Source organism: Verminephrobacter aporrectodeae subsp. tuberculatae, assembly GCF_026127385.1.
In the GTDB taxonomy this organism is placed as follows: Bacteria; Pseudomonadota; Gammaproteobacteria; order Burkholderiales; family Burkholderiaceae_C; genus Acidovorax; species Acidovorax aporrectodeae.
This window is the reverse complement of sequence record NZ_QZCX01000002.1, coordinates 1,272,788-1,292,078: the sequence shown is the minus strand read 5'-3', so window position 1 is coordinate 1,292,078 and position 19,291 is coordinate 1,272,788. Positions and strand designations below refer to the sequence as shown.

General features: G+C 62.6%; 17 protein-coding genes and 1 pseudogene. 12 read left to right on the top strand and 6 right to left on the bottom strand.

The features are described from left to right. Positions 1-80: 80 nt before the first annotated feature. Positions 81-695 (bottom strand): annotated as a pseudogene (locus tag D5041_RS13950) (helix-turn-helix domain-containing protein); the annotation flags it as partial. 93 nt (positions 696-788) lie between these two features. On the opposite strand from D5041_RS13950, the gene D5041_RS13945 reads away from it, so the two are divergent. Then, entirely contained in the window at positions 789-1,247 is a 459-nt protein-coding gene (locus D5041_RS13945) for a glutamine amidotransferase-related protein (RefSeq protein WP_265284960.1), read from the top strand. 91 nt (positions 1,248-1,338) lie between these two features. Here the strand turns inward: D5041_RS13945 and D5041_RS13940 are convergent, their stop codons facing one another. From D5041_RS13940 to D5041_RS13925, 4 genes are all read right to left on the bottom strand, one after another. Next, positions 1,339-1,953, bottom strand: a complete 615-nt coding sequence (locus D5041_RS13940; RefSeq protein ID WP_265284959.1) for a HutD/Ves family protein — start codon at positions 1,951-1,953, stop codon at positions 1,339-1,341. Positions 1,954-2,202: 249 nt separating this feature from the next. Further along, positions 2,203-3,138: an electron transfer flavoprotein subunit alpha/FixB family protein gene (locus D5041_RS13935; protein ID WP_265257007.1), complete on the bottom strand. Its 936-nt coding sequence runs from the start codon at positions 3,136-3,138 to the stop codon at positions 2,203-2,205. A 1-nt stretch (position 3,139) separates the two neighbouring features. Continuing rightward, on the bottom strand, positions 3,140-3,889 hold the full coding sequence (locus D5041_RS13930) for an electron transfer flavoprotein subunit beta/FixA family protein (RefSeq protein ID WP_265257008.1): 750 nt from the start codon (positions 3,887-3,889) through the stop codon (positions 3,140-3,142). 26 nt (positions 3,890-3,915) lie between these two features. Then, entirely contained in the window at positions 3,916-5,100 is a 1,185-nt protein-coding gene (locus D5041_RS13925) for an NAD(P)/FAD-dependent oxidoreductase (RefSeq protein WP_265257009.1), read from the bottom strand. A gap of 95 nt (positions 5,101-5,195) precedes the next feature. Between D5041_RS13925 and D5041_RS13920 the strand changes: the two genes are divergently transcribed. After that, a complete protein-coding gene (locus D5041_RS13920) occupies positions 5,196-6,365 on the top strand; it encodes a LysR family transcriptional regulator (RefSeq protein WP_265257010.1) in 1,170 nt (389 codons plus the stop codon). A 15-nt stretch (positions 6,366-6,380) separates the two neighbouring features. Here the strand turns inward: D5041_RS13920 and relB are convergent, their stop codons facing one another. Beyond that, positions 6,381-6,986 (bottom strand): type II toxin-antitoxin system RelB family anti-toxin, encoded by a 606-nt coding sequence (gene relB / locus D5041_RS13915; protein ID WP_265257011.1) that lies wholly within the window; start codon positions 6,984-6,986, stop codon positions 6,381-6,383. Between the two features lie 237 nt (positions 6,987-7,223). On the opposite strand from relB, the gene glnT reads away from it, so the two are divergent. From glnT to D5041_RS13865, 10 genes are all read left to right on the top strand, one after another. Next, on the top strand, positions 7,224-8,552 hold the full coding sequence (gene glnT / locus D5041_RS13910; protein WP_265257012.1) for a type III glutamate--ammonia ligase: 1,329 nt from the start codon (positions 7,224-7,226) through the stop codon (positions 8,550-8,552). Between the two features lie 19 nt (positions 8,553-8,571). After that, positions 8,572-9,480 (top strand): class II glutamine amidotransferase, encoded by a 909-nt coding sequence (locus tag D5041_RS13905; protein WP_265285099.1) that lies wholly within the window; start codon positions 8,572-8,574, stop codon positions 9,478-9,480. Beyond that, a complete protein-coding gene (locus tag D5041_RS13900; RefSeq protein WP_265257013.1) occupies positions 9,468-10,160 on the top strand; it encodes a GltB/FmdC/FwdC-like GXGXG domain-containing protein in 693 nt (230 codons plus the stop codon). The genes D5041_RS13905 and D5041_RS13900 overlap by 13 nt, the downstream gene beginning before the upstream one ends. 1 nt (position 10,161) lies before the next feature. Next, positions 10,162-11,502 (top strand): FMN-binding glutamate synthase family protein, encoded by a 1,341-nt coding sequence (locus D5041_RS13895; protein WP_265257014.1) that lies wholly within the window; start codon positions 10,162-10,164, stop codon positions 11,500-11,502. 104 nt (positions 11,503-11,606) lie between these two features. Further along, positions 11,607-12,908, top strand: coding sequence for an ABC transporter substrate-binding protein (locus D5041_RS13890; protein ID WP_265257015.1), 1,302 nt, complete (start codon positions 11,607-11,609; stop codon positions 12,906-12,908). Between the two features lie 4 nt (positions 12,909-12,912). After that, positions 12,913-13,665, top strand: coding sequence for an ABC transporter ATP-binding protein (locus D5041_RS13885; protein ID WP_265257016.1), 753 nt, complete (start codon positions 12,913-12,915; stop codon positions 13,663-13,665). After that, positions 13,662-14,408, top strand: coding sequence for an ABC transporter ATP-binding protein (locus D5041_RS13880; RefSeq protein ID WP_265257017.1), 747 nt, complete (start codon positions 13,662-13,664; stop codon positions 14,406-14,408). Before D5041_RS13885 ends, D5041_RS13880 begins: the two co-directional genes overlap by 4 nt. A gap of 2 nt (positions 14,409-14,410) precedes the next feature. Beyond that, positions 14,411-15,301, top strand: coding sequence for a branched-chain amino acid ABC transporter permease (locus D5041_RS13875; protein ID WP_265257018.1), 891 nt, complete (start codon positions 14,411-14,413; stop codon positions 15,299-15,301). Positions 15,302-15,303: 2 nt separating this feature from the next. Continuing rightward, entirely contained in the window at positions 15,304-16,941 is a 1,638-nt protein-coding gene (locus D5041_RS13870; protein ID WP_265284958.1) for a branched-chain amino acid ABC transporter permease, read from the top strand. A 17-nt stretch (positions 16,942-16,958) separates the two neighbouring features. Further along, on the top strand, positions 16,959-19,280 hold the full coding sequence (locus D5041_RS13865; RefSeq protein WP_265257020.1) for a N,N-dimethylformamidase beta subunit family domain-containing protein: 2,322 nt from the start codon (positions 16,959-16,961) through the stop codon (positions 19,278-19,280). Positions 19,281-19,291: the final 11 nt, after the last annotated feature.

Genomic DNA, 19,291 nt, shown 5'->3' with positions numbered 1-19,291 from the left:
CTCTTCCAGCATCGCTTGCCTCATGTGTGTCCAGGGGATATGAGCTTAGCGGAATCGGTTTCCAAGACCTTGAAAGGGGTGGCCTTCAGATCGTCAACAAAATCGAGCACCGTCTTGTGATCGCGTCCCTCGGTGGCGAACAGCAGTCGTTTGGCATCGAGGTCATGCACGACGGTGATGTAGTTCTGTCCCCGGCGCATACTGGTCTCGTCGATGCCCACAGTGCGTACATCCGTAAAACGTTCTTGGGCGCGGGCTTGCTCGACATAAAACTCGATGCGCCGCCACAGTTGCTTGTCAGAACAGCGCAGCAATGCCGCCGCCTGGCTCACCGGCAAGTCACGACACAGGGCCAAGGCGAATGCTTCAAAGGCCGCCGTGAAGCCCGAGCCTGGACGGGCCCAGGGCACCAGCATCTGCGTGGTCTTGCCACAGTCGCTGCACGCGATGCGCGGCACCTCGCAATGCAGCCAGGTCTCGAACTGGAAGAAGTCCAGATGACGCCAAGAGCGGAGCAGCCGGTCATGAATGGGCTGTGCTCCAGCACCACAGGCCGGGCACGCCAAGCCAGCGCCTTGGCAGCCAATCTCGAAGTCGATCCGGCGGTCGGTGGTGTTGAGCTTGACGTTCTCGACAACCCACGGCGCTTGCAGGCCCAGCGCATTGGTGAACAGCGCTTCCAGTTCAACACCCATCAGACACTCCCATGTTCAACATCAACTTGGTGGACCTGTGGACAGGCCCAAGACGACCTGTCCTCCAGCATCCACTACCAGCGGCTATTGTGCATGTTGGTTTCCACACGAAACGACGAGGAGCCCGAGGTTGGGCTCGCTGAAATCGAACTCACCGCCGAAGGTGCTTGCGACGCGATGTTCGAAGGCTTCTCGTCGCTGAGGCGAGTCTTTCAATGGCATAGCGCCGAGGTGTCGCGCGTGCCAGCCGGTAGCGTGGTGCTCGCGGAGAACGATGCGTGCGCCGTGCAGGCTATGCGCTGGGGAGTTTGCGCGTACGGATTTCAGTTCCATGCGGAGATCAGCGAGACGACAGTGACGGACTGGGAGAGCATCCCACAATACATGGAGAGCCTTTGCGAAGCACTTGGTGCGGAGCGAGCCCACCTACTTGCCGCGGAGGTTCGACCGCTTCTTCCGAACTTCCGCTCGGACGCGTATCTGCTGAGTGAAAATTTGCGTGAGATCGTTCTCCGGAATCGACCGCATAGCGACGACGACCGGCCCGCCTAAGTTGCAACTCGTGCGTCTGGTGGTTGGGTTGTCCGCCCGTGTCTTCGCGACGAGCCGACCAGGAGACACGATTTCTCCCGCGCTCGGTCCTTCAGGTCTCCACCTTCACCTGAGTCACAAGAACTGCGCACCCGCTTGCGCCTGAGCGGATCTGGAACGGCGAAATGTGAGTGTTCAACCAGATGCCTTCACCTGGCAACAGATCTACCTCGCAGCCGTCACCCTGAAGTCGGACAACGTCGCTGCCCTCTAAGACCACGACAATTGTCTCGACGCTTTGGCCGAGTTCGAGCAGTTCGCCGCTAGCGCCGATGTACAGAGTGGAATGGCAGCTAGCGAGACCGCGTTTCCACATCACGTTCCAGGCGTCGACCGGCCCGTGTGCCAATGTTGCGCGGACGGGGACATCTCCCGCAAAGCACAGCGAATCGCCTGGTTTGTGTAGGCCCGTGGTAGCCTTGGGCGTCTCCAACGTCAAGCCGGTACCCTCCAGCAGGGTGAGCTGTCGATCGGTTCGATTGAAGACCGAGAAAGGTCCCGATTGCTCGATCTTTGCGACACTGACGCGCCAAATCCAATCATCGTGCGTCGGCCCCGAGGCCTTCGCTACTGTTCGCGTGGTCCCACCACCGTTTGCCCAAGTCTCGGGCGGCATGTCGGCGACGACGAAGCGTGTTATCCCGGCAGGCAACGCAAGAATGTTCATGTGTCTTCGCAGCATTCAGCTGCGACCCTTAACGCCTCAAGAGACGACGCCTGGTCCGCATCTCCCAGTCAGCGGACCGGCAGTGTGGAAGCCCTCGACTGAACGGGGAGAGAGGCAAGTTTGTCGGGAAGCCGAGAGCCTCCCAGCGTCAGGATTCGGTCGATCTCCGGGAGACCTTGTAACCATGTCCGGAGAAGGCGTACCCAATAACGTGTGCGATCTCAACGTCAATGCTCTGGGTGATTCCGCTCAACCGAGCGCCTTCACCAACTCCGGCACGGCCGAGAACAGATCCGCCTCCAGGCCATAGTCGGCCACGCTGAAGATCGGGGCCTCCGGGTCCTTGTTGATCGCCACGATCACCTTAGAGTCCTTCATGCCCGCCAGATGCTGGATCGCCCCGCTGATGCCCGCCGCGATGTACAGCTGCGGCGCTACGATCTTGCCCGTCTGCCCGACCTGCCAGTCGTTGGGCGCATAACCCGCATCCACCGCCGCGCGGCTCGCACCCAGCGCCGCGCCGAGCTTGTCGGCCAGCGGCGTCAGCACCTCGTTGAACTTGTCGCTGCTGCCCAGCGCCCGGCCACCCGAGACGATGATCTTCGCCGCCGTGAGTTCGGGCCTGTCGTTCTTGGCGATCTCGCTGCCGACGAAGCTCGACTTGCCCGAATCGGCCACTGCAGCAACGGTCTCGACCGCGGCCGAACCGCCGGTAGCCGCCGCCGGGTCGAAGCCGGTCGTGCGCACCGTGATGACCTTGATCGCATCCAGGCTCTGTACGGTTGCAATCGCGTTGCCGGCGTAGATCGGGCGTTCGAAGGTGTCTGCGGCGTCGACCTTGGTGATGTCGGAGATCTGTCCCACGTCCAGCTTGGACGCCACGCGGGGTGCGACGTTCTTGCCCGCAGCCGTGGCCGGGAACAGGATGTGGCTGTAGTCCTTGGCGATGGCCAGCACCTGCGCGGCGATGTTCTCGGCCAGCCCGTGCTCGAAGTAGGCGGCATCGGCGTGCAGAACCTTGGCAACACCGACGATCTGCGCGGCCGCGGCCGCCGCAGCACCGGCGTTGCTGCCGGCGATCAGCACATGCACGTCACTGCCACATTTGGCGGCAGCGGTCACCGTGTTGAGGGTCGCGCCCTTGACGGAGGCGTTGTCGTGTTCGGCAATAACCAGCGTCGCCATCTCAGATCACCTTCGCGTCGTTCTTCAGTTTGGAGACCAGCGTGGCCACGTCGGGCACCTTGATGCCGGCGCTGCGTTTCGGCGGCTCGCTGACCTTCAAGGTCTTCAGGTGCGCCTTGATGTCGACGCCGAGGTCGGAGGGCTTGAGCACCTCCATCGTCTTCTTCTTCGCCTTCATGATGTTGGGCAGCGTCACGTAACGCGGCTCGTTCAGGCGCAGGTCGGTGGTGATGATCGCCGGCAGCGTGAGCTTCAGCGTTTCGGCGCCGCCGTCGACTTCGCGGGTCACGCTGACCGAATCGGCGCTCAGCTCGACCTTGCTGGCGAAGGTGGCCTGCGGCAGATCGCACAGCGCGGCGAGCATCTGGCCGGTCTGATTGCAATCGTCGTCGATGGCCTGCTTGCCCAGGATCACAAGGCCGGGCTGTTCCTTGTCGACGAGGGCCTTCAGGAGCTTGGCGACGGCCAGAGGCTGGATCTCGTCGGTGGTCTCGACCAGGATGGCGCGGTCGGCGCCGATCGCCATGGCGGTGCGCAGGGTCTCCTGGCACTGGGTCACGCCGCAGCTCACGGCGATGACTTCGCTCACCAGGCCCTTTTCCTTGAGCCGCACCGCTTCTTCGACCGCGATCTCGTCGAACGGGTTCATGCTCATCTTGACGTTGGCAATGTCCACCCCGCTGCCATCGCTCTTCACGCGGACCTTCACGTTGTAGTCGACGACGCGTTTAACCGGAACGAGAACCTTCATGGATTTCCTTCAACAAACGGGAATGATCAGGAGACAGCGCCCGAGCCGTACTTGCCGGTGAGCAGATGGCCGGCGCGAAAGCGTTCGAGGGCATAAGGCGCGAGTTCGATGTCGGTGGTTATCCCGAGCGCCTCTTGCGCAAGGATCTTGCCCACGGCCGGCGAGAGCTTGAAGCCATGGCCGGAAAAGCCGTAGCCGACCACCAGGCCGGAAATGTCCGGCAATCGACCGAGGACAGGGTTCCAGTCCGGAGTCACGTCGTAGACCCCGGTCCACGAAGAGGCCACACCGGCCGTCTCGAAACTGGGAAAACGATTCGCCACCTGTTCACCGACCTCGATCATGTAATCCATGCTGATGTCGCCCTGCTCGTTGTCAGCGGAAGGCAGTTTCTCTCCAACGATGCCTTCGCTAACCAGCATCTGCTTGCCACCGTAGCTGCGGCAATAAAGCATCCCGGGTGATCCAAGATCCTTGTAGACCGGCATCTGAAACGTATAGGCTTCCGGGCCCTCAAGCGCAAACACGCTATGCCGCTCGGCGGAGACGTGGCTTGCGATCCCCGTCCAACGCTCGATATCGCGGGCCCAAATGTTCTGCGTGCTGATCACCGTGTCAGACAGAAAGCGCCCCTTACTGGTCTCGACGCCGACGACCCTACCGGCTTCCACCAGCAATTGCTGCGCTTCTACGTCTTCACGGATCGTCACCCCCAGGCGGCGCGCCGCACGGGCGAACGCGGTGGCCACCAGGTACGCGTCTGCGAAGCCCGCCTCGGGTTCGTAGCCGATCAGCGCGGCGTCGTCGAATCGGGCGATGGGCAGGAGGCTGCGTGCCTCATCGCGGCCGAGTAGTCTGACCTCGATTCCCATGGCCGCCTGATTCGCCAGGGCCGAGCGCAACGGCTCAAGCTTGTCGCCATTGGGGGCGGCGATCAGGTATCCGCACTTCACCAGACCGGCCGACGCTTCGTCGTCGCCGAGATAGCCTGCGAAGTTCTTGAACACCTGCCACGATGCCTTGGCCAGTTCTACGTTCTGAACCACGGAGTAGTGCGTCCGCAGAATCCCACTTGACTGCGACGTAGTACCCGCACCCACTTGGTTTCGATCCAGCACGAGCACCCGCCTGCAGCCTTGCCGGGCCAGGTGATAGGCCACCGAACTGCCGATGACCCCCGCGCCGATGACGATCGCGTCGTAGTTTTCCATGGCCGTCCCCTGTGTGAGTCAACAAGCGAAGAAGCTTAGGAGTGTCGAAGTGCAGGCCTGATAGATGAAGCAATACTTATTCAATAGATGAGAATGTGTACATTATCGAGATCTGCAGTCTTGTCATCTTTGTCGACGAGGAGTCCGTCATGAAAGCACCCAGCGTCGCCCTATCAGAGGCGGTGTCTCCCGAGCGAGCGCAGCGCCGTTTGCGCAGCCTCCCCGATCTGCATGCGATCGAGGCTTTCGTCGCCGTCTGCGACGCCGGCTCGATGGCTCATGCCGCGCACCGGCTCGATGTGAGTCAGAGTGCGGTGAGTCAGCTGATCAGAAGCCTGGAGCGGGATTACGGCGTGCTGCTGTTTGACCGCGACGTGCGGCCTGCGCGCCCCACCCATGCGGGTCGGATGCTGGAGCGGATGGGCTCAGACCTGATCGATCAGGCGCGCTCGGTCGGCCAGACGCTGCGTCAGCGCGTGCGCCAGGAGCACGCGGAGATCCGGCTTGGCTGCGTCGATTCATTTGCCGCGACCCTTGGACCCGCGATAGTGCGTGGATTGTCCGGCGCTGCGCGTCACTTGCAGATGGCGTCCGGCCTGACGCCTGCGCTCAGTGCTCAGTTGCAGGCCCGCGAGCTCGACATTGTCATCTGCACGGACAGCCCGATCGAAGATCCCCGAATCACGCAGCGACCGCTCTTCTCCGAGGCTTGGGTCGCGGTTTTCCCCAAGGGTGCCGCGCTGCGCCCGCTGCGCACGGTGGCCGACTTGAAAGTGCGCTGCGGCGCCTTGCCAATGGCCCGCTACAGCCCGCGCTCGGTGATCGGCCAACAGATCGAGCGCTTTCTGCGTCACGCTGGAGTGGATGCCGAGCGTCGCTTCGATTTCGACACCACCGAACCGCTGCTCAGCCTCGTGGCGGCGGGCCTGGGCTGGGCGATCAGCACTCCGCTGTGCCTATGGCAATCGCGGGGATGGCTCAAGGACGTGCAGTTGCTCGCAATGCCGCCATCGCACCTGGGGCGACGCGACTTCTTCGTCTACTGTCGAGAGGCGGAGTGGGCCAGCATGGCCGACGAAGTGGTCCGGCTCACGCGCTCGGTGCTGCAGAGCGACATCATCCCTGCGATGAAGGACAGCATGCCGATGTTGGCGAATGACGCCGTCGCAATGGCGCCTCAATCGACCCCCCGCGGCGGTTCACTCCCCACGCCTCGATCCTCAGCGCCACCACGCCGCCCGTCGAAGCGCTCCATCCAACCCTGAAGTTGCGTCGCGCGGTCAATCCGCGGTGCGCGGATAGATGATGATCGAAAGGAAGCGGATCGGAAAATTCGCCAGCCGCTCCGGCCCGTGCACAACCTCGCCCTGGAAGGTCAACGAGTCCCCGGGCTCCAGCAGGTACGTTTGCTGGCCGCAGCGGTACTCGAGCTCGCCTTCCAACATGTACAGGAATTCCGTGCCCGGGTGCTGGAACGTCGGATAGCGCTCGGAGTCGTCGTCCATCGAAATCAGGAATGGCTCAAACACCTTCACGGGGCCCTGGTTGTAGGCCAGAAGATGGTAGGTGTGGCCGCTCTTCGTGCCGCGCCGCACGACCTCCATGCCCATCCCCTTCTTGACGTGTTGCGCCTCGGTGGCGGACGCATCGTACTTGCTGAACAGCATCGACATTGAAACCCCGAGCGCCCGCGCGATTCTTGCCAGGGTATCCGTTCCCGCTGCGGCGTGACCGTTCTCGATTTTTGACAGCATGCCGCGGCTGACGTCGGCCTTTTCGGCCACCTGCGCGATCGTCAACCCATCTCTCAAGCGCAGCTTGCGGATTGCACTGCCGATCGAATCTTCAAGCGAAGGCGCATTGCCCTCGCGCACCTTGTCGTCCATAGAAGCCTTGAATTCCTTGCGTCCGATGATCGAGTGTAAGCACTTCGACCAGCACCGGCTGCCGGGCGTCAGACGTCGCCGATGCGTTCGTCAGTGTTTCCCCGGTAGAATTTTTGTTGACGTATATGAAACTCTTGGCCTACACTGAGTTATCGAGTGATCTGACCGCGCATGGTTCCGATGCACCTCTCACAGCCTAGTGACCCCGCGCCCCGATCGATCAAGGAAAGGCCCGAAATGAATCCTGGTGAAGTCCAGCAGTTCTTCAGCGACAACTCGGTCAAGTACGTGCTGGCGCAGTTCGTGGACATCCACGGTTGTGCCAAGACCAAGTCGGTGCCGGTGGAGCACTACGATCACATCCTCAAGGATGGTGCGGGCTTTGCGGGGTTCGCGATCTGGGGCATGGGCATCACACCAAACGGCCCCGACTACATGGCGGTCGGTGATCCCTCCACCTTGACTCCCGTGCCGTGGCAACCGGGCTACGCCCGCATAGTCTGCGATGGCCACCTGAACGGCAAGCCACATGCGTACGACACACGCGTCTTGCTCAAGAAGCAGCTTGAGCGGATCGCGGCACGTGGTTGGACCTTCTTCACCGGGCTCGAGCCCGAGTTTTCGGTCCTGAAGAAATCGATCGGCGGTCAGATCGAACCCTGCGATCCCACCGACACGTTGAACAAGCCCTGCTACGACTACAAGGGGCTGTCGCGGACGCGCGTTTTCCTGGAGCGACTCACCGAGGCACTGCGCGCAGCCGGCGTCGATGTTTTCCAGATCGACCACGAAGACGCGAACGGCCAGTTTGAAATCAACTACACCTTCACCGACTGCCTGAGTTCCTGCGACCACTATGTCTTGTTCAAGATGGCCGCTTCGGAACTGGCCTCTGATCTGGGGCTGATCTGCTCGTTCATGCCCAAGCCCTTCGCAAATCGCCCGGGCAACGGCATGCACATGCACATGAGCCTCGGCGAGGGCAAGACGAACCTGTTCGAAGACAAGAGCGACCCACGCGGGCTGCAGCTCTCCAAGCTTGGCTATCAGTTCACCGCGGGTTTGCTGAAGCACGCGCCGGCGCTGACAGCACTCTGCTGCCCGTCGGTCAACTCCTATAAGCGACTGGTCGTCGGTCGTTCCCTGACGGGCGCGAGTTGGGCTCCGGCCTACATCAGCTATGGCCTCAACAACCGCTCCTCGATGCTGCGAGGCCCCGGCGGGCGCATCGAGCTGCGGCTGCCCGACGCGGGCTGCAACCCGTACCTCGCGACCGCCGCGGTGATCGTGGCCGGCCTCGACGGCGTCGAACAGGATCTCGACCCCGGCGCGCCCAACAACGACAACCTCTACGACTACAGCGCGGCGCAGTTACGCGAAGCTGGCATCGGCCTGTTGCCGCAAAACCTGCACGAGGCGTTGGTCGCGCTCGAGAACGACCCGCTGATGATGAACGCGCTTGGCCCCGTTGCCGACGAGTTCCTGCGTCTGAAGCACATGGAATGGATCGAGTACATGCGGCACGTCTCGGACTGGGAAATCAAGAGCTACCTCGAATTTTTTTGATCACGACTTGGAGCACGCGATGTGTGGAATCGTTGGATTGCTGGTGAAGAAGCCTGCGCTGCAGGCACAGCTGGGGGCATTGATGGTGCCGATGCTGATCGGGATGACCGATCGCGGCCCCGAATCGGCCGGGCTCGCGGTGTTCGGCACGCCGGTCGATGCGTCGGAACGCAAGATCAGTGTCTACGCCGGCTTCACCGAAGAAGGCTCGGCGTACAACTGGGCAACGTTCGCGAACGCGCTCGGTCGGGACCTCGGCATCGAGGCGGTAGCCTCGGCGAACGGCAACCACGCGGTGCTGACCGTAGGCGGTGACCCCGCAGCCGTGCGTAATTGGATCAAACAGCACCATCCGAAGCTGCGCGTGCTCTCGACCGGGCGCGCAATCGACCTCTATAAGGACGTCGGCTCGCCCCGCCAAGTCTCCGATCGCTACGGCTTCGCGTCGATGACCGGCACGCACCTCGTCGGGCACACGCGCATGGCCACCGAATCGGCCGTGACGCCCGACCGTGCACACCCGTTCACTGCCGGCGAAGATTTCTGCCTCGTGCACAACGGTTCCCTGTCGAATGCGCACGCCATCCGCCGCACGCTCGAACCGCTGGGCATCCACTTCGACACCGACAACGACACCGAAGCCGCCTGCCGCCTCATCGAATGGCGGCTGCGCGAAGGCGACGATCTGGAGGCGGCACTCCAGCACGCGTTCAAGACACTTGACGGCTTCTACACGCTGCTGATGGGCACTTCCGACAAGCTTGCTCTTGTGCGCGACCCGTTCGCGTGCAAACCAGCCATCGTCGCCGAGACCGACGACTACGTCGCGATCGCCTCGGAGTTTCGTTCGCTTGCCCACTTGCCGGGCATCAAGAACGCCAACATTTTTGAACCCGGACCGGAAGAGATGTACGTATGGAAAGCTTGAACTTCGACCTAGCGCAGACCCCGCTGCGCGAGGTGAACCAGTTTTTGCATGGCGACGCCCTCCGCGACGGCAGCATGCAGATCTCGATCAGCAACCCCGATGGCGCGCATGCGATCGCTGCGGGCCTGAACGCCGCAGTGGAGGTTGAGATCGACGGCCATGCTGGCTACTACGCCGCCGGCATGAACCAGAAGGCCAGCGTCACCATCACCGGCAGCGCGGCCACAGGCGTCGCCGAAAACATGATGAGCGGCAAGGTTCACGTCAAGGGTTTTGCGTCGAACGCCGCAGGTGCAACTGCGCAAGGTGGTCTGCTGGTCATAGACGGCGACGCCGGGCTGCGTTGCGCGATCTCGCTGAAGGGCGCGGATGTCGTGGTCGGCGGCTCTGTGGGCAGCTTCTCGGCGTTCATGGCCCAGGCCGGCAACCTGGTTGTGCTGGGTGACGCGGGCGAGGCACTCGGCGACTCGATCTACGAGGCGCGCATCTTCGTGCGTGGCAAGGTCAAGAGCTTGGGAGCCGACTGCGAAGAGAAGCCGATGGGCGAGGACGATCGCAAGATCCTTGCGTCTCTACTCGAGCGTGCCAACAAGAGTGAGGCAAAGCCCGATGAATTCAAACTCTACGGCTCGGCCCGCACGCTCTACCACTTCCATGTCGACAACGCAGGGGCTTACTGAGATGAGCGACCACCATTCGGCGCCGCCGCGCACTCCGCCACGTTTCTCGGCGACCTTCGACCCGCACACGCTCGCGGAGATCCGCCGCGCCGCGGCGACCGGCATCTACGACATCCGCGGCGCCGGCACAAAACGCAAGCTGCCGCACTTCGACGATCTGCTGTTTCTCGGCGCGTCTATCAGCCGCTACCCGCTCGAGGGCTATCGCGAACGTTGCGGTACCGATGTTGTGCTCGGCACCCGATTCGCGAAGAAGCCGATCCACCTGAAGACGCCAGTGACGATTGCTGGCATGAGCTTCGGCGCCCTGTCGGGTCGCGCGAAAGAAGCGCTCGGCCGGGGCGCTAGTACGGTCGGCACCAGCACGACCACTGGTGACGGCGGCATGACGCCCGAGGAACGCGGCCATTCGTCCATCCTCGTATATCAATACTTGCCATCGCGTTACGGCATGAATCCCGACGACCTGCGCAAGGCGGACGCTATTGAGGTGGTCATCGGCCAAGGCGCAAAACCCGGTGGCGGTGGCATGCTGCTCGGCCAGAAAATCAGTGCCCGCGTCGCGAAGATGCGTTGCCTGCCCGAGGGCATTGACCAGCGCTCGGCCTGCCGTCACCCCGACTGGACCGGCCCCGACGATCTCGAGATCAAGCTGCACGAATTGCGCGAGATCACCGACTGGGAGAAGCCGATTTACGTGAAGGTCGGGGCGACGCGACCGTACTACGACGTGGCCCTTGCGGTGAAGGCAGGCGCGGATGTTGTCGTTCTCGACGGCATGCAAGGCGGCACAGCGGCGACGCAGGAAGTTTTCATCGAGCATGTCGGCATCCCGATCCTCGCGGCAATCCGGCCGGCGGTGCAGGCGCTGCAGGATCTGAACATGCATCGCAAGGTACAGCTGATCGTCTCAGGGGGCATCCGCAACGGCGCCGACGTGGCCAAGGCTCTGGCGCTTGGCGCCGACGCGGTCGCGATCGGAACAGCGGCGTTGGTCGCGCTCGGCGACAACGACCCGGCGCACGAAGCCGACTACAACGCGCTCGGCACCACGGCCGGTGCCTACGACGACTGGCACGAAGGCCGCGACCCGGCGGGCATCACCACTCAGGACCCGAGACTCGCCGAGCGACTCGACCCAGTGCTGGCCGGCCGGCGGCTAGCGAACTACTTGTCAGTCATCACGATGGAAGCGCAAGTGATCGCGCGCGCCTGCGGCAAATCGCACCTCTTGAACCTCGAGCCCGAGGACCTGGTGGCGCTGACCATGGAAGCCGCCGCGATGGCGCGGGTGCCGCTGGCCGGCACCGAATGGATTCCCGGGCAACAACTCGCCGTCTAACCGCGGAAACGTCTCGAGTGAAGAGTCGATCACGGTAGGACGAAAGTCCATCGGGTCGAGGAGTGAGTGCGCGTCTCAACTGCTTGAACTGAAGGAGAGTGGCTATGGCCAATGAACTGAATCGCAATCGCCGTCGTATTCTGGGCGCCGCAGCGGCGGGTCTTGCGGCGGCTGAATTTTCACCGGGTCTCATCGGATCGGCCTTCGCGCAATCCGGCAAGCCCATTTTGCTGGGCGTGCCGACATGCCAGACCGCTGCGGCGGGCGTGGCCGACGACAACGACCATTGGCAGGGCACCACGCTCGCGATGGAAGAAATCAACGCGGCCGGCGGCATCCTCGGTCGACCGCTGAAGCTCTTCAAGACCGACGTCGACAAGCTCTCGCCCGAGAGTTGCAAGCAGGCGATCGCCGCGTGTATCGACGCGAAGGTGCACGCCATCTCCAACGCCTTTATGTTCGCGCCGATCCCGGCGATCGACGAGTCCGCCAAGTACAAGGCCCCGTACCTGCAGGGCAACACGCAGCGCGCCGCGACCGAAGTGTTCAAAGCCAACCCGGCGAAGTACAGCCACGTCTTCCAGACCGACCCCTCGGAAGTGCACTACGGCTACACCTATCCGCTGTGGTTGGAAGCGATGGAAAAGTCCGGCGCCTGGAAGCCGAAGAATCGAAAGGTGCACATCGTTCAGGAGCAGGTTGGCTATTGCCAGACGATATCGAAAGCCTGTCAGGAGGCGTTGAAGAAGAGCAGCTTCCAACTCGCCGCTGTGACGGACATCCAGTTCCCGGTGCAGGACTGGGCCCCGGTGATCCGCAAACTGAAGGAAGTGGACGCCGGCGCGATCATGATCGACCACTGGGTGGCCGCCGAGTACGCAGCGTTCTGCAAGCAGTTTCGCGCCAACCCCGTCAAGGACTCGCTGGTCTATCTGCAGTACGGTCCTTCGCAACCCGAGTTCTTGACGCTCGCCGGCGAAGCGGCAAATGGCTTCTGCTGGAGCACCGTGCTCGGCGTCTATGGCGACAAGAAGGGCAACGACTTCCGCGCTAAGTACAAGAAGCGCTTCCCCGGAATCATGGGTCTCGTTTATACCGGCAACGGCTACGACATCGTCTACTACCTGAAGGCTGCGTGGGAAGCGACCAAGAACCCCGAGGACTTCAAGGCAGTCTGCGAGTGGATACGTGCCAACCCTTACCGCGGCGTCTGCGGACAGATGGACATGCGCAACTCGTACCAAGAGGCGGCGCACTTCCCCGACAACGGCTACGACGTTTCGGCCAAGACACTGGAAGCGGGCATGAGCCAGCTCTACGTGCAGGTGCAGAACAAGGAACACAAGATCGTGTTCCCGTATGACATCAAAGAGTCTGCGCTGCAGAAGGCACCCTGGTGGAGTTGAGATCGTGATCTCCACCAACACTTCGTCCGCGGCCCTGTTTGGCTGCCGTGACATCGCGCTCGACCTGGGCGGCCGACAGATCCTTCACAGCATCAGCCTGCAGGTCAGTCGCGGCGAGGTGCTGGGCATCATCGGCCCTAACGGCGCTGGCAAGACCAGCCTGTTCGAGGTGCTCTCAGGGCGAATTCGGCCCAAGCGCGGCCAGGTCGTGTTCGAGGGCCGAGATGTGACGGCGCTGCCGCTGCACGAACGCGCGCGTCTGGGCATCGGCCGTACTTTCCAGACGCCGGTCGTGCCCGACGAATTGACGGTCGGCGAGACCTTCAAGGCCGCGCGTCAAGCCTACAAGCCCTACCTCACGCGCTTCGACGCCGAGTACGGTGCCGAGGTGGTCGGCTTCAAGGTCGCGCCCGACGTGCCGACGCTGAAGCTCGATGCGCTGGATCGACGCAAGCTGCTGCTTGCGTGCTTGCTGATGCGGCGCCCAAAGATCCTGCTGATGGACGAGCCGGCGGCCGGCCTGATCAACTCCGAGGTCGACGAGATTGACCAGCACATCCGGCTCCTGTCCAGGGACATGAACATCTCGGTCATCATCGTCGAACACCGTATCGAACTGCTCGAGACCATCGCCGACCGGGTGATGGTGATGGACGCCGGCGAGACCATCTCCGAAGGTTCGCTCGCCCACGTGTTGTCGGACCCGAAGGTTCACGCCGCCTATTTCGAGAACGTGGTCGAAGGAGCGTTGACATGAGCGAATCGACCGCAAGCGCGCCACCGCGCACCGAAGTCCTCAACGTCAAAGGACTGTCCGCCGGCTACGGCCCGATGCGCGTGCTCCATGACCTGGATTTCAGCGTCAACGCGGGCGAAAGAGTCGGTCTCGTGGGTCTTAACGGTCACGGCAAGTCCACGCTGTTCTATGCCATTGCCGGCTTGACTGGCTGGCAGCGTGGCTCGATCCGCCTGAACGGCTATGAAGTCGGCCGCACGCGCAGCCAGGGTCCGGGTCGCTACACGCACCTGATCGTTCATCGCGGACTCGCGCTGATCCCGCAAGGCGACGAAATCTTCCACGGGCTGACCGTCGAAGAGCACCTCGATTCCGGAGCGTTCACGCCACGCGCGTGGCGCGAGCGGGCGCAGCGCAAGGAGCGCGTGCTCGCGATTTTCCCACCCCTCGTGAAGCTGATGCGCACCGCGGTCGGTCGGCTCTCCGGTGGCGAGCGGCGCATGGTCTCGATTGGCCGCGGTCTGATGGCTGAGGCTTCGCTGTTCCTGGTCGACGAGCCGTCCCTCGGCCTCGCACCGAAGATCGGAAAGGGCGTGATGGATGCATTGATGTCAGTCGACCTGGGCACGTCGGCGATGGTGATCGCCGAGCAGAACGTGGCACTGCTCGAAGGCCGCGTTGATCGGATCATCGGCATGCACGTCGGCAAACTCAAAGGTGAAGCCTCGGCACACCTCGGCTTTCAGACTACGCGGGAGAAATGAGCATGGAACTCGCGGATCTGGGATTCGTCCTCATCAACACCGTCGTGCTGGCGTGCATCTACGGCACGCTCGCGATCGGGATCTCGATCACGTGGTCGAGCGTCGGTCTGATCAATCTGGCCTACGGCTTCATCTACGCGGTGGCAGGCTATGGTGCATGGATGACGGCGCAATACGTCACCGACAACGGCGCCGTGGTGCTGGCTGCCGGCGTGCTAACCGGCGCGCTGGCCGGTGTATTCGTCTGCGCGCTGGCCTTCATTCCGATCCACGACAAACCCAATTTCCCGGTGCGCGGCATGATCGCCACGTTGGCTATCAGCCTGATCGGCATGCAGACGCTGCTTTGGGTGTTCGGACCCTTGTCGAAAAACCTGCCGGAGATTTTCGGCAGCGGCAGCGTGATGCTTGGCGACACCGCACTGACAGCCGACAAGATTGGCAATGTGCTGGTCTCGATCGGCTTCGTCGCTGTGGTCGTCTTGTGGATGCGGTCGAGCCGGCGCGGCCTCGAAATCCGCGCAATGATGATGAACCCACATGCAGCCGCTATCGTCGGCATCGGTGTACGTCGCACCGGTTTTTACGTGATGGCGATCACCGGCGCGATGGCGGGGCTGGCCGCTGTGCTGCTCTCGCAGACTTACTACATCTCGCCGTTTGGTGGCCTGACCCCGATGATCAAGGGCGTCAGCATCGCGCTCTGCGGCGGCCTCGGCAGCGTGCAAGGCGCGATCGTCGCGGCCGCGATCCTCGGGCTCAATGAAGCGGTCACCGGCGTCGTGCTGGGTGGCCAGTACGTGTTGATCACGCAGTTTTTGCTGATCATCGTGATCCTGCTGATCCGCCCGCGCGGCATCGCCGGCATCGTAGACCGGGCGCGGGAGGCCTGAACATGAGCAACATCTGGCGCAATCCATTATTCGGCTGGGGAGTCGATCGGGCCGAGGCGGAGACCCCGGCGCATCCTTATCGCCCGCCGCAGGAACCCTGGAACGCGACCCGTGAATCGAAGGCGCCGATGCTGCCGGTAGGCCGCCTGCGCTACTACTACAAATGGGGCGGGCACGGCGACTCGCTGTGGAACAAGATTCGCTACTGGCCAACGCGTCGCCGGATTCTGCACATCCGCGGCGAGTACAACCCGAAGACCTTGCGCCGCGAGAAGACCATCGTCGACAAGCGGCCGATCTGGTGGATGATGGGGCTGGCTGCACTCTTCCTGATGCCGCTGTATCTGCCGTCGGATTTTCGCGGCACGTTGCTCGCGGCGGGCGCGATCTTTGCGATCTACGCCGCCATCAACCTGTGCTGGATGCTGATCATCGGCACAGCCGGCATCTACTCGTTGGCGAGCTACGCGGTGGTCGGATCGGCCGCATTCGGCACGGCGTGGTTGTCAATCTATCTACATATTCCGTGGTATTTGCTGCCCTTCTTAGGCGGAGGGATCGGACTCGTCTTCGGCATGATCATCGCGATCCCAGCGACGCGGCTGGACGGCTTCTACTACGCCCTGCTGACGATCGGCCTGAATGAACTGTGTCGCGTCTACACACTGCAGTCGAAGGCGTTTGGTTCGGCCAGCGGCGGTCTCTACGGAGCGGACACCTACATCCCAGAATCATGGACTGCCGACAACCAGTCGCTACTCGCGTTCTATGCAGCGCTGGTGCTGATGTTGCTCGCATTGGCATTGTTCCGTGCAGTCAACGGCACGCGGCTCGGCCGCATCCTGCGAATGGCGCCGGAAAAGCGCGAGGCGTTTGCCGAAGCCACCGGCGTGAACTTCCGGCGCGCACGCATCATGGTGTTCGTGATCTCGTCGATCGCGCTCGGCTTCATCGGTGGCTTTTATACGGCGCACTACCGCGGGGTGGCGTTCTCGATCTTCAGTTTCGACACCGTGTTGCTCGGTCTGGGCATGCTCGTGATTGGCGGCATCGGGCGCGCCGAAGGCGCCGTCGTCGGTGCGCTGATCGTCGTATTTCTCGACAAGGCCTTGATGCCGCTCGGCCCGATCCGGCTGATTCTGATCGGCTTGATCATGCTCGGCGTGGTGTTGTTCCTGCGTCAGGGCCTGTTCGGCATCAAGCAGCAGTTCCGCGCCTGGCGGGACAAGAAGAAGAGCGAAAGGCGCTCGATCCGTTCCGAAAAAGGAGGCGAAATGCTACCCGAAGAAGCCACTGAAACCCTCGACAAGGACATGCTCTATTGGCGCCGCTACGACAAGATGCAGCGCGACTACCTGAAGAAGTTGGTCTCGGCTGAGTTGATCGAAGAGCATCGCCGCTGCCCGCTTGGCCAGCACAGCGAGCCACTCGAACGGCTCTTGCTGTACTTCCGCCGCGCACCGCTGAACGACAAGTACGCGATCGTCGCAGTCGAGCCGTTCAAGGCGTATCGCATCGTCGCGTTGTCCGGGCACCGCGGTGTCGCGCCGCGCATCGTCGAAGACAAGATCCACGCTACGCAAGAAGAGGCTTACCACGGTGTATTTCTGCGCCGTGTGCAAGACCTGATGGAGTCCTGAGGAACCCCGGAGCCCCTATGGCAAACGTCAAACTATTCGGCTACGCCGATCAGATCTCGGTACGACCGGGAGACACGATCGACTTTCACGTCACGGCCGACGGAACGCGCGAGGTTCAGGCGCAGCTGGTGCGGCTGATTCACGGCGACCAGCACCCGAGTGGGCCCGGGTATCTCGATGAGGAGATCGGCTGCGAAGGCAACGGCGCGTGGGCAGTGAAGAAGCAGTACACACAGGTGGGTTCGTTCCTGCGAGTTGCCGATCCGCAGCACAAGCTCGCGCTCGACGGAAGCATCACACTGTGCGCGTTCATCTTCCCAGGCCTGCCGCTGGCGGGCGTGCGGCAGGCCATGATGGGCCGCTGGGACAATGTCAAAAACGAAGGCTATGCGCTCGGATTGAATCCGGCCGGTCACCTCGAATTTTGGGTCGGCGGCAATGGCGAAGTCGACTACGTGCAGACTGAAGTCCCGATGATGGCGCGGCAGTGGTATTTCGTCGCGGCCACCTTCGACGCGTCGAGCGGCCGTGCCACCGTGCACCATGAGAGCGTGGCCAATCGCTACAACAGCCTGCTCGGAGCGGTCTGTCCGATCGACTACCGCTCGCACGTCGGTGAGATCTTCCGGTTCCGGCAGCGCAATCTGCCGGAGACCCCCTTCCTGATCGCCGGCTCGCAAGACTGGCACGAGTCGCGCGGTCGCTTCGTCTCGCAGATGTACTCCGGCAAGGTCGATCGCCCGATGGTGTGGGATCGCGCGCTGACTCGCGACGAACTGGCTTACCTGATGAAGGGTGGCGAGCCGGACCGCAAGGACCTGGTCGCCTACTGGGACACCTCGATCGGCTACACCGATCAGGGTATCGGTGACACCGTGCACGATGCCGGCCCGCACGGCTTGCATGCCGAGGGTTACAACCGACCCGTCCGCGCACAGACCGGCTGGAACTGGAGCGGTCACAACGATTGCTTCCGCTTGAACCCGAAAGAATACGGCGGCGTCGAATTCCACGCCGACGCGATGATCGACTGCAACTGGGAGCGCACGAAGCAGGTCACATTGCCGGCGGAGATGAAGAGCGGCGTCTACGCGATGCGCTTGCGCGCCGGCCCAGGCATCGGTTTGGCCGAGGAGCACATCGTCTTCTTCGTGCGTCCGAAGGTCGCAAGGGCGCCCCTCGCGCTGCTGATTCCGACCGCCAGCTACATGGCCTACGGGAATGAGCACCTGAGCTTCGACGCACAGATCATCCAGCCAATGACGGGGCAACCACCGATCGTCACCGAGATCGACATCGAGATGTACAAGAAGGACGAGTTTGGCCTCTCGACCTACGATCACTGGTCAGACGGCAATGGCGTCTGCTACAGCTCCTACCGCCGCCCGATCGTCAACATGCGGCCCAAGCACCGCATTTCCAGCATGGGCGTGACTTGGCAGTTTCCGGCCGATCTCTCGATCGTCGCGTGGCTGGAGCACAAGGGCTACGACTACGAGGTGCTGACCGACGAAGATCTGCACCGCGAAGGTGTTGCCGCATTGAAGACATATTCGTGCGTCATCAGCGGCACCCACCCGGAGTACTACTCCGAGCGCATGTTGGACGCCACCGAAGACTTCATTGCCACTGGCGGCCGCTATGTCTACATGGGCGGTAACGGCTACTACTGGAACGTCGCATTTCGTGATGACGCGCCGTCAGTCATGGAGGTGCGCAAGTGCGACTCGGGGATGCGCGCCTGGAACGCGCGTCCCGGCGAGCACTACCTTGCGACTACCGGTCAGAAGAGCGGCCTGTGGAAAAACTTGGGGCGGCCACCGCAAAAGACGTTCGGCGTCGGCTTCATCGCGGAGGGCTTCGAGACGAGCCGTCCGTATCGACGCATGCCCGACAGCTACCACCGCACTGTCGACTGGATCATGAAAGGTGTGGAAGGCGAGATGATCGGAGACAGCGGCCTCGCTTACGGCGGCGCGGCAGGCCTGGAGCTCGATCGCTACGACCTCACCCTCGGGACACCACCGCACACTCGCATCATCGCGTCTTCAGGTGGCCACAGTGACAACTACCTGCTGTCGATCGAGGAAATTCTCTATCCCTATCCGGGTCTGAGCGGTTCGCAGGACTATCGTATTCGCGCCGACATGACCTATTTCGGATCGCCCAACAACGGGGCGGTGTTCTGCGGCGGTTCCATCGCGTTCGGCCAAGCTCTTCCCGTGAACGGCTTCAACAACAACGTCTCGACCGTCCTGGGTAATGTCGTCGACGCCTTCATCAAGCCGGGACGCTTACCCGGTGGGCTCTGGGTGAATGACGAGAAGCAGTGGAAATAGACGGGCGCAGG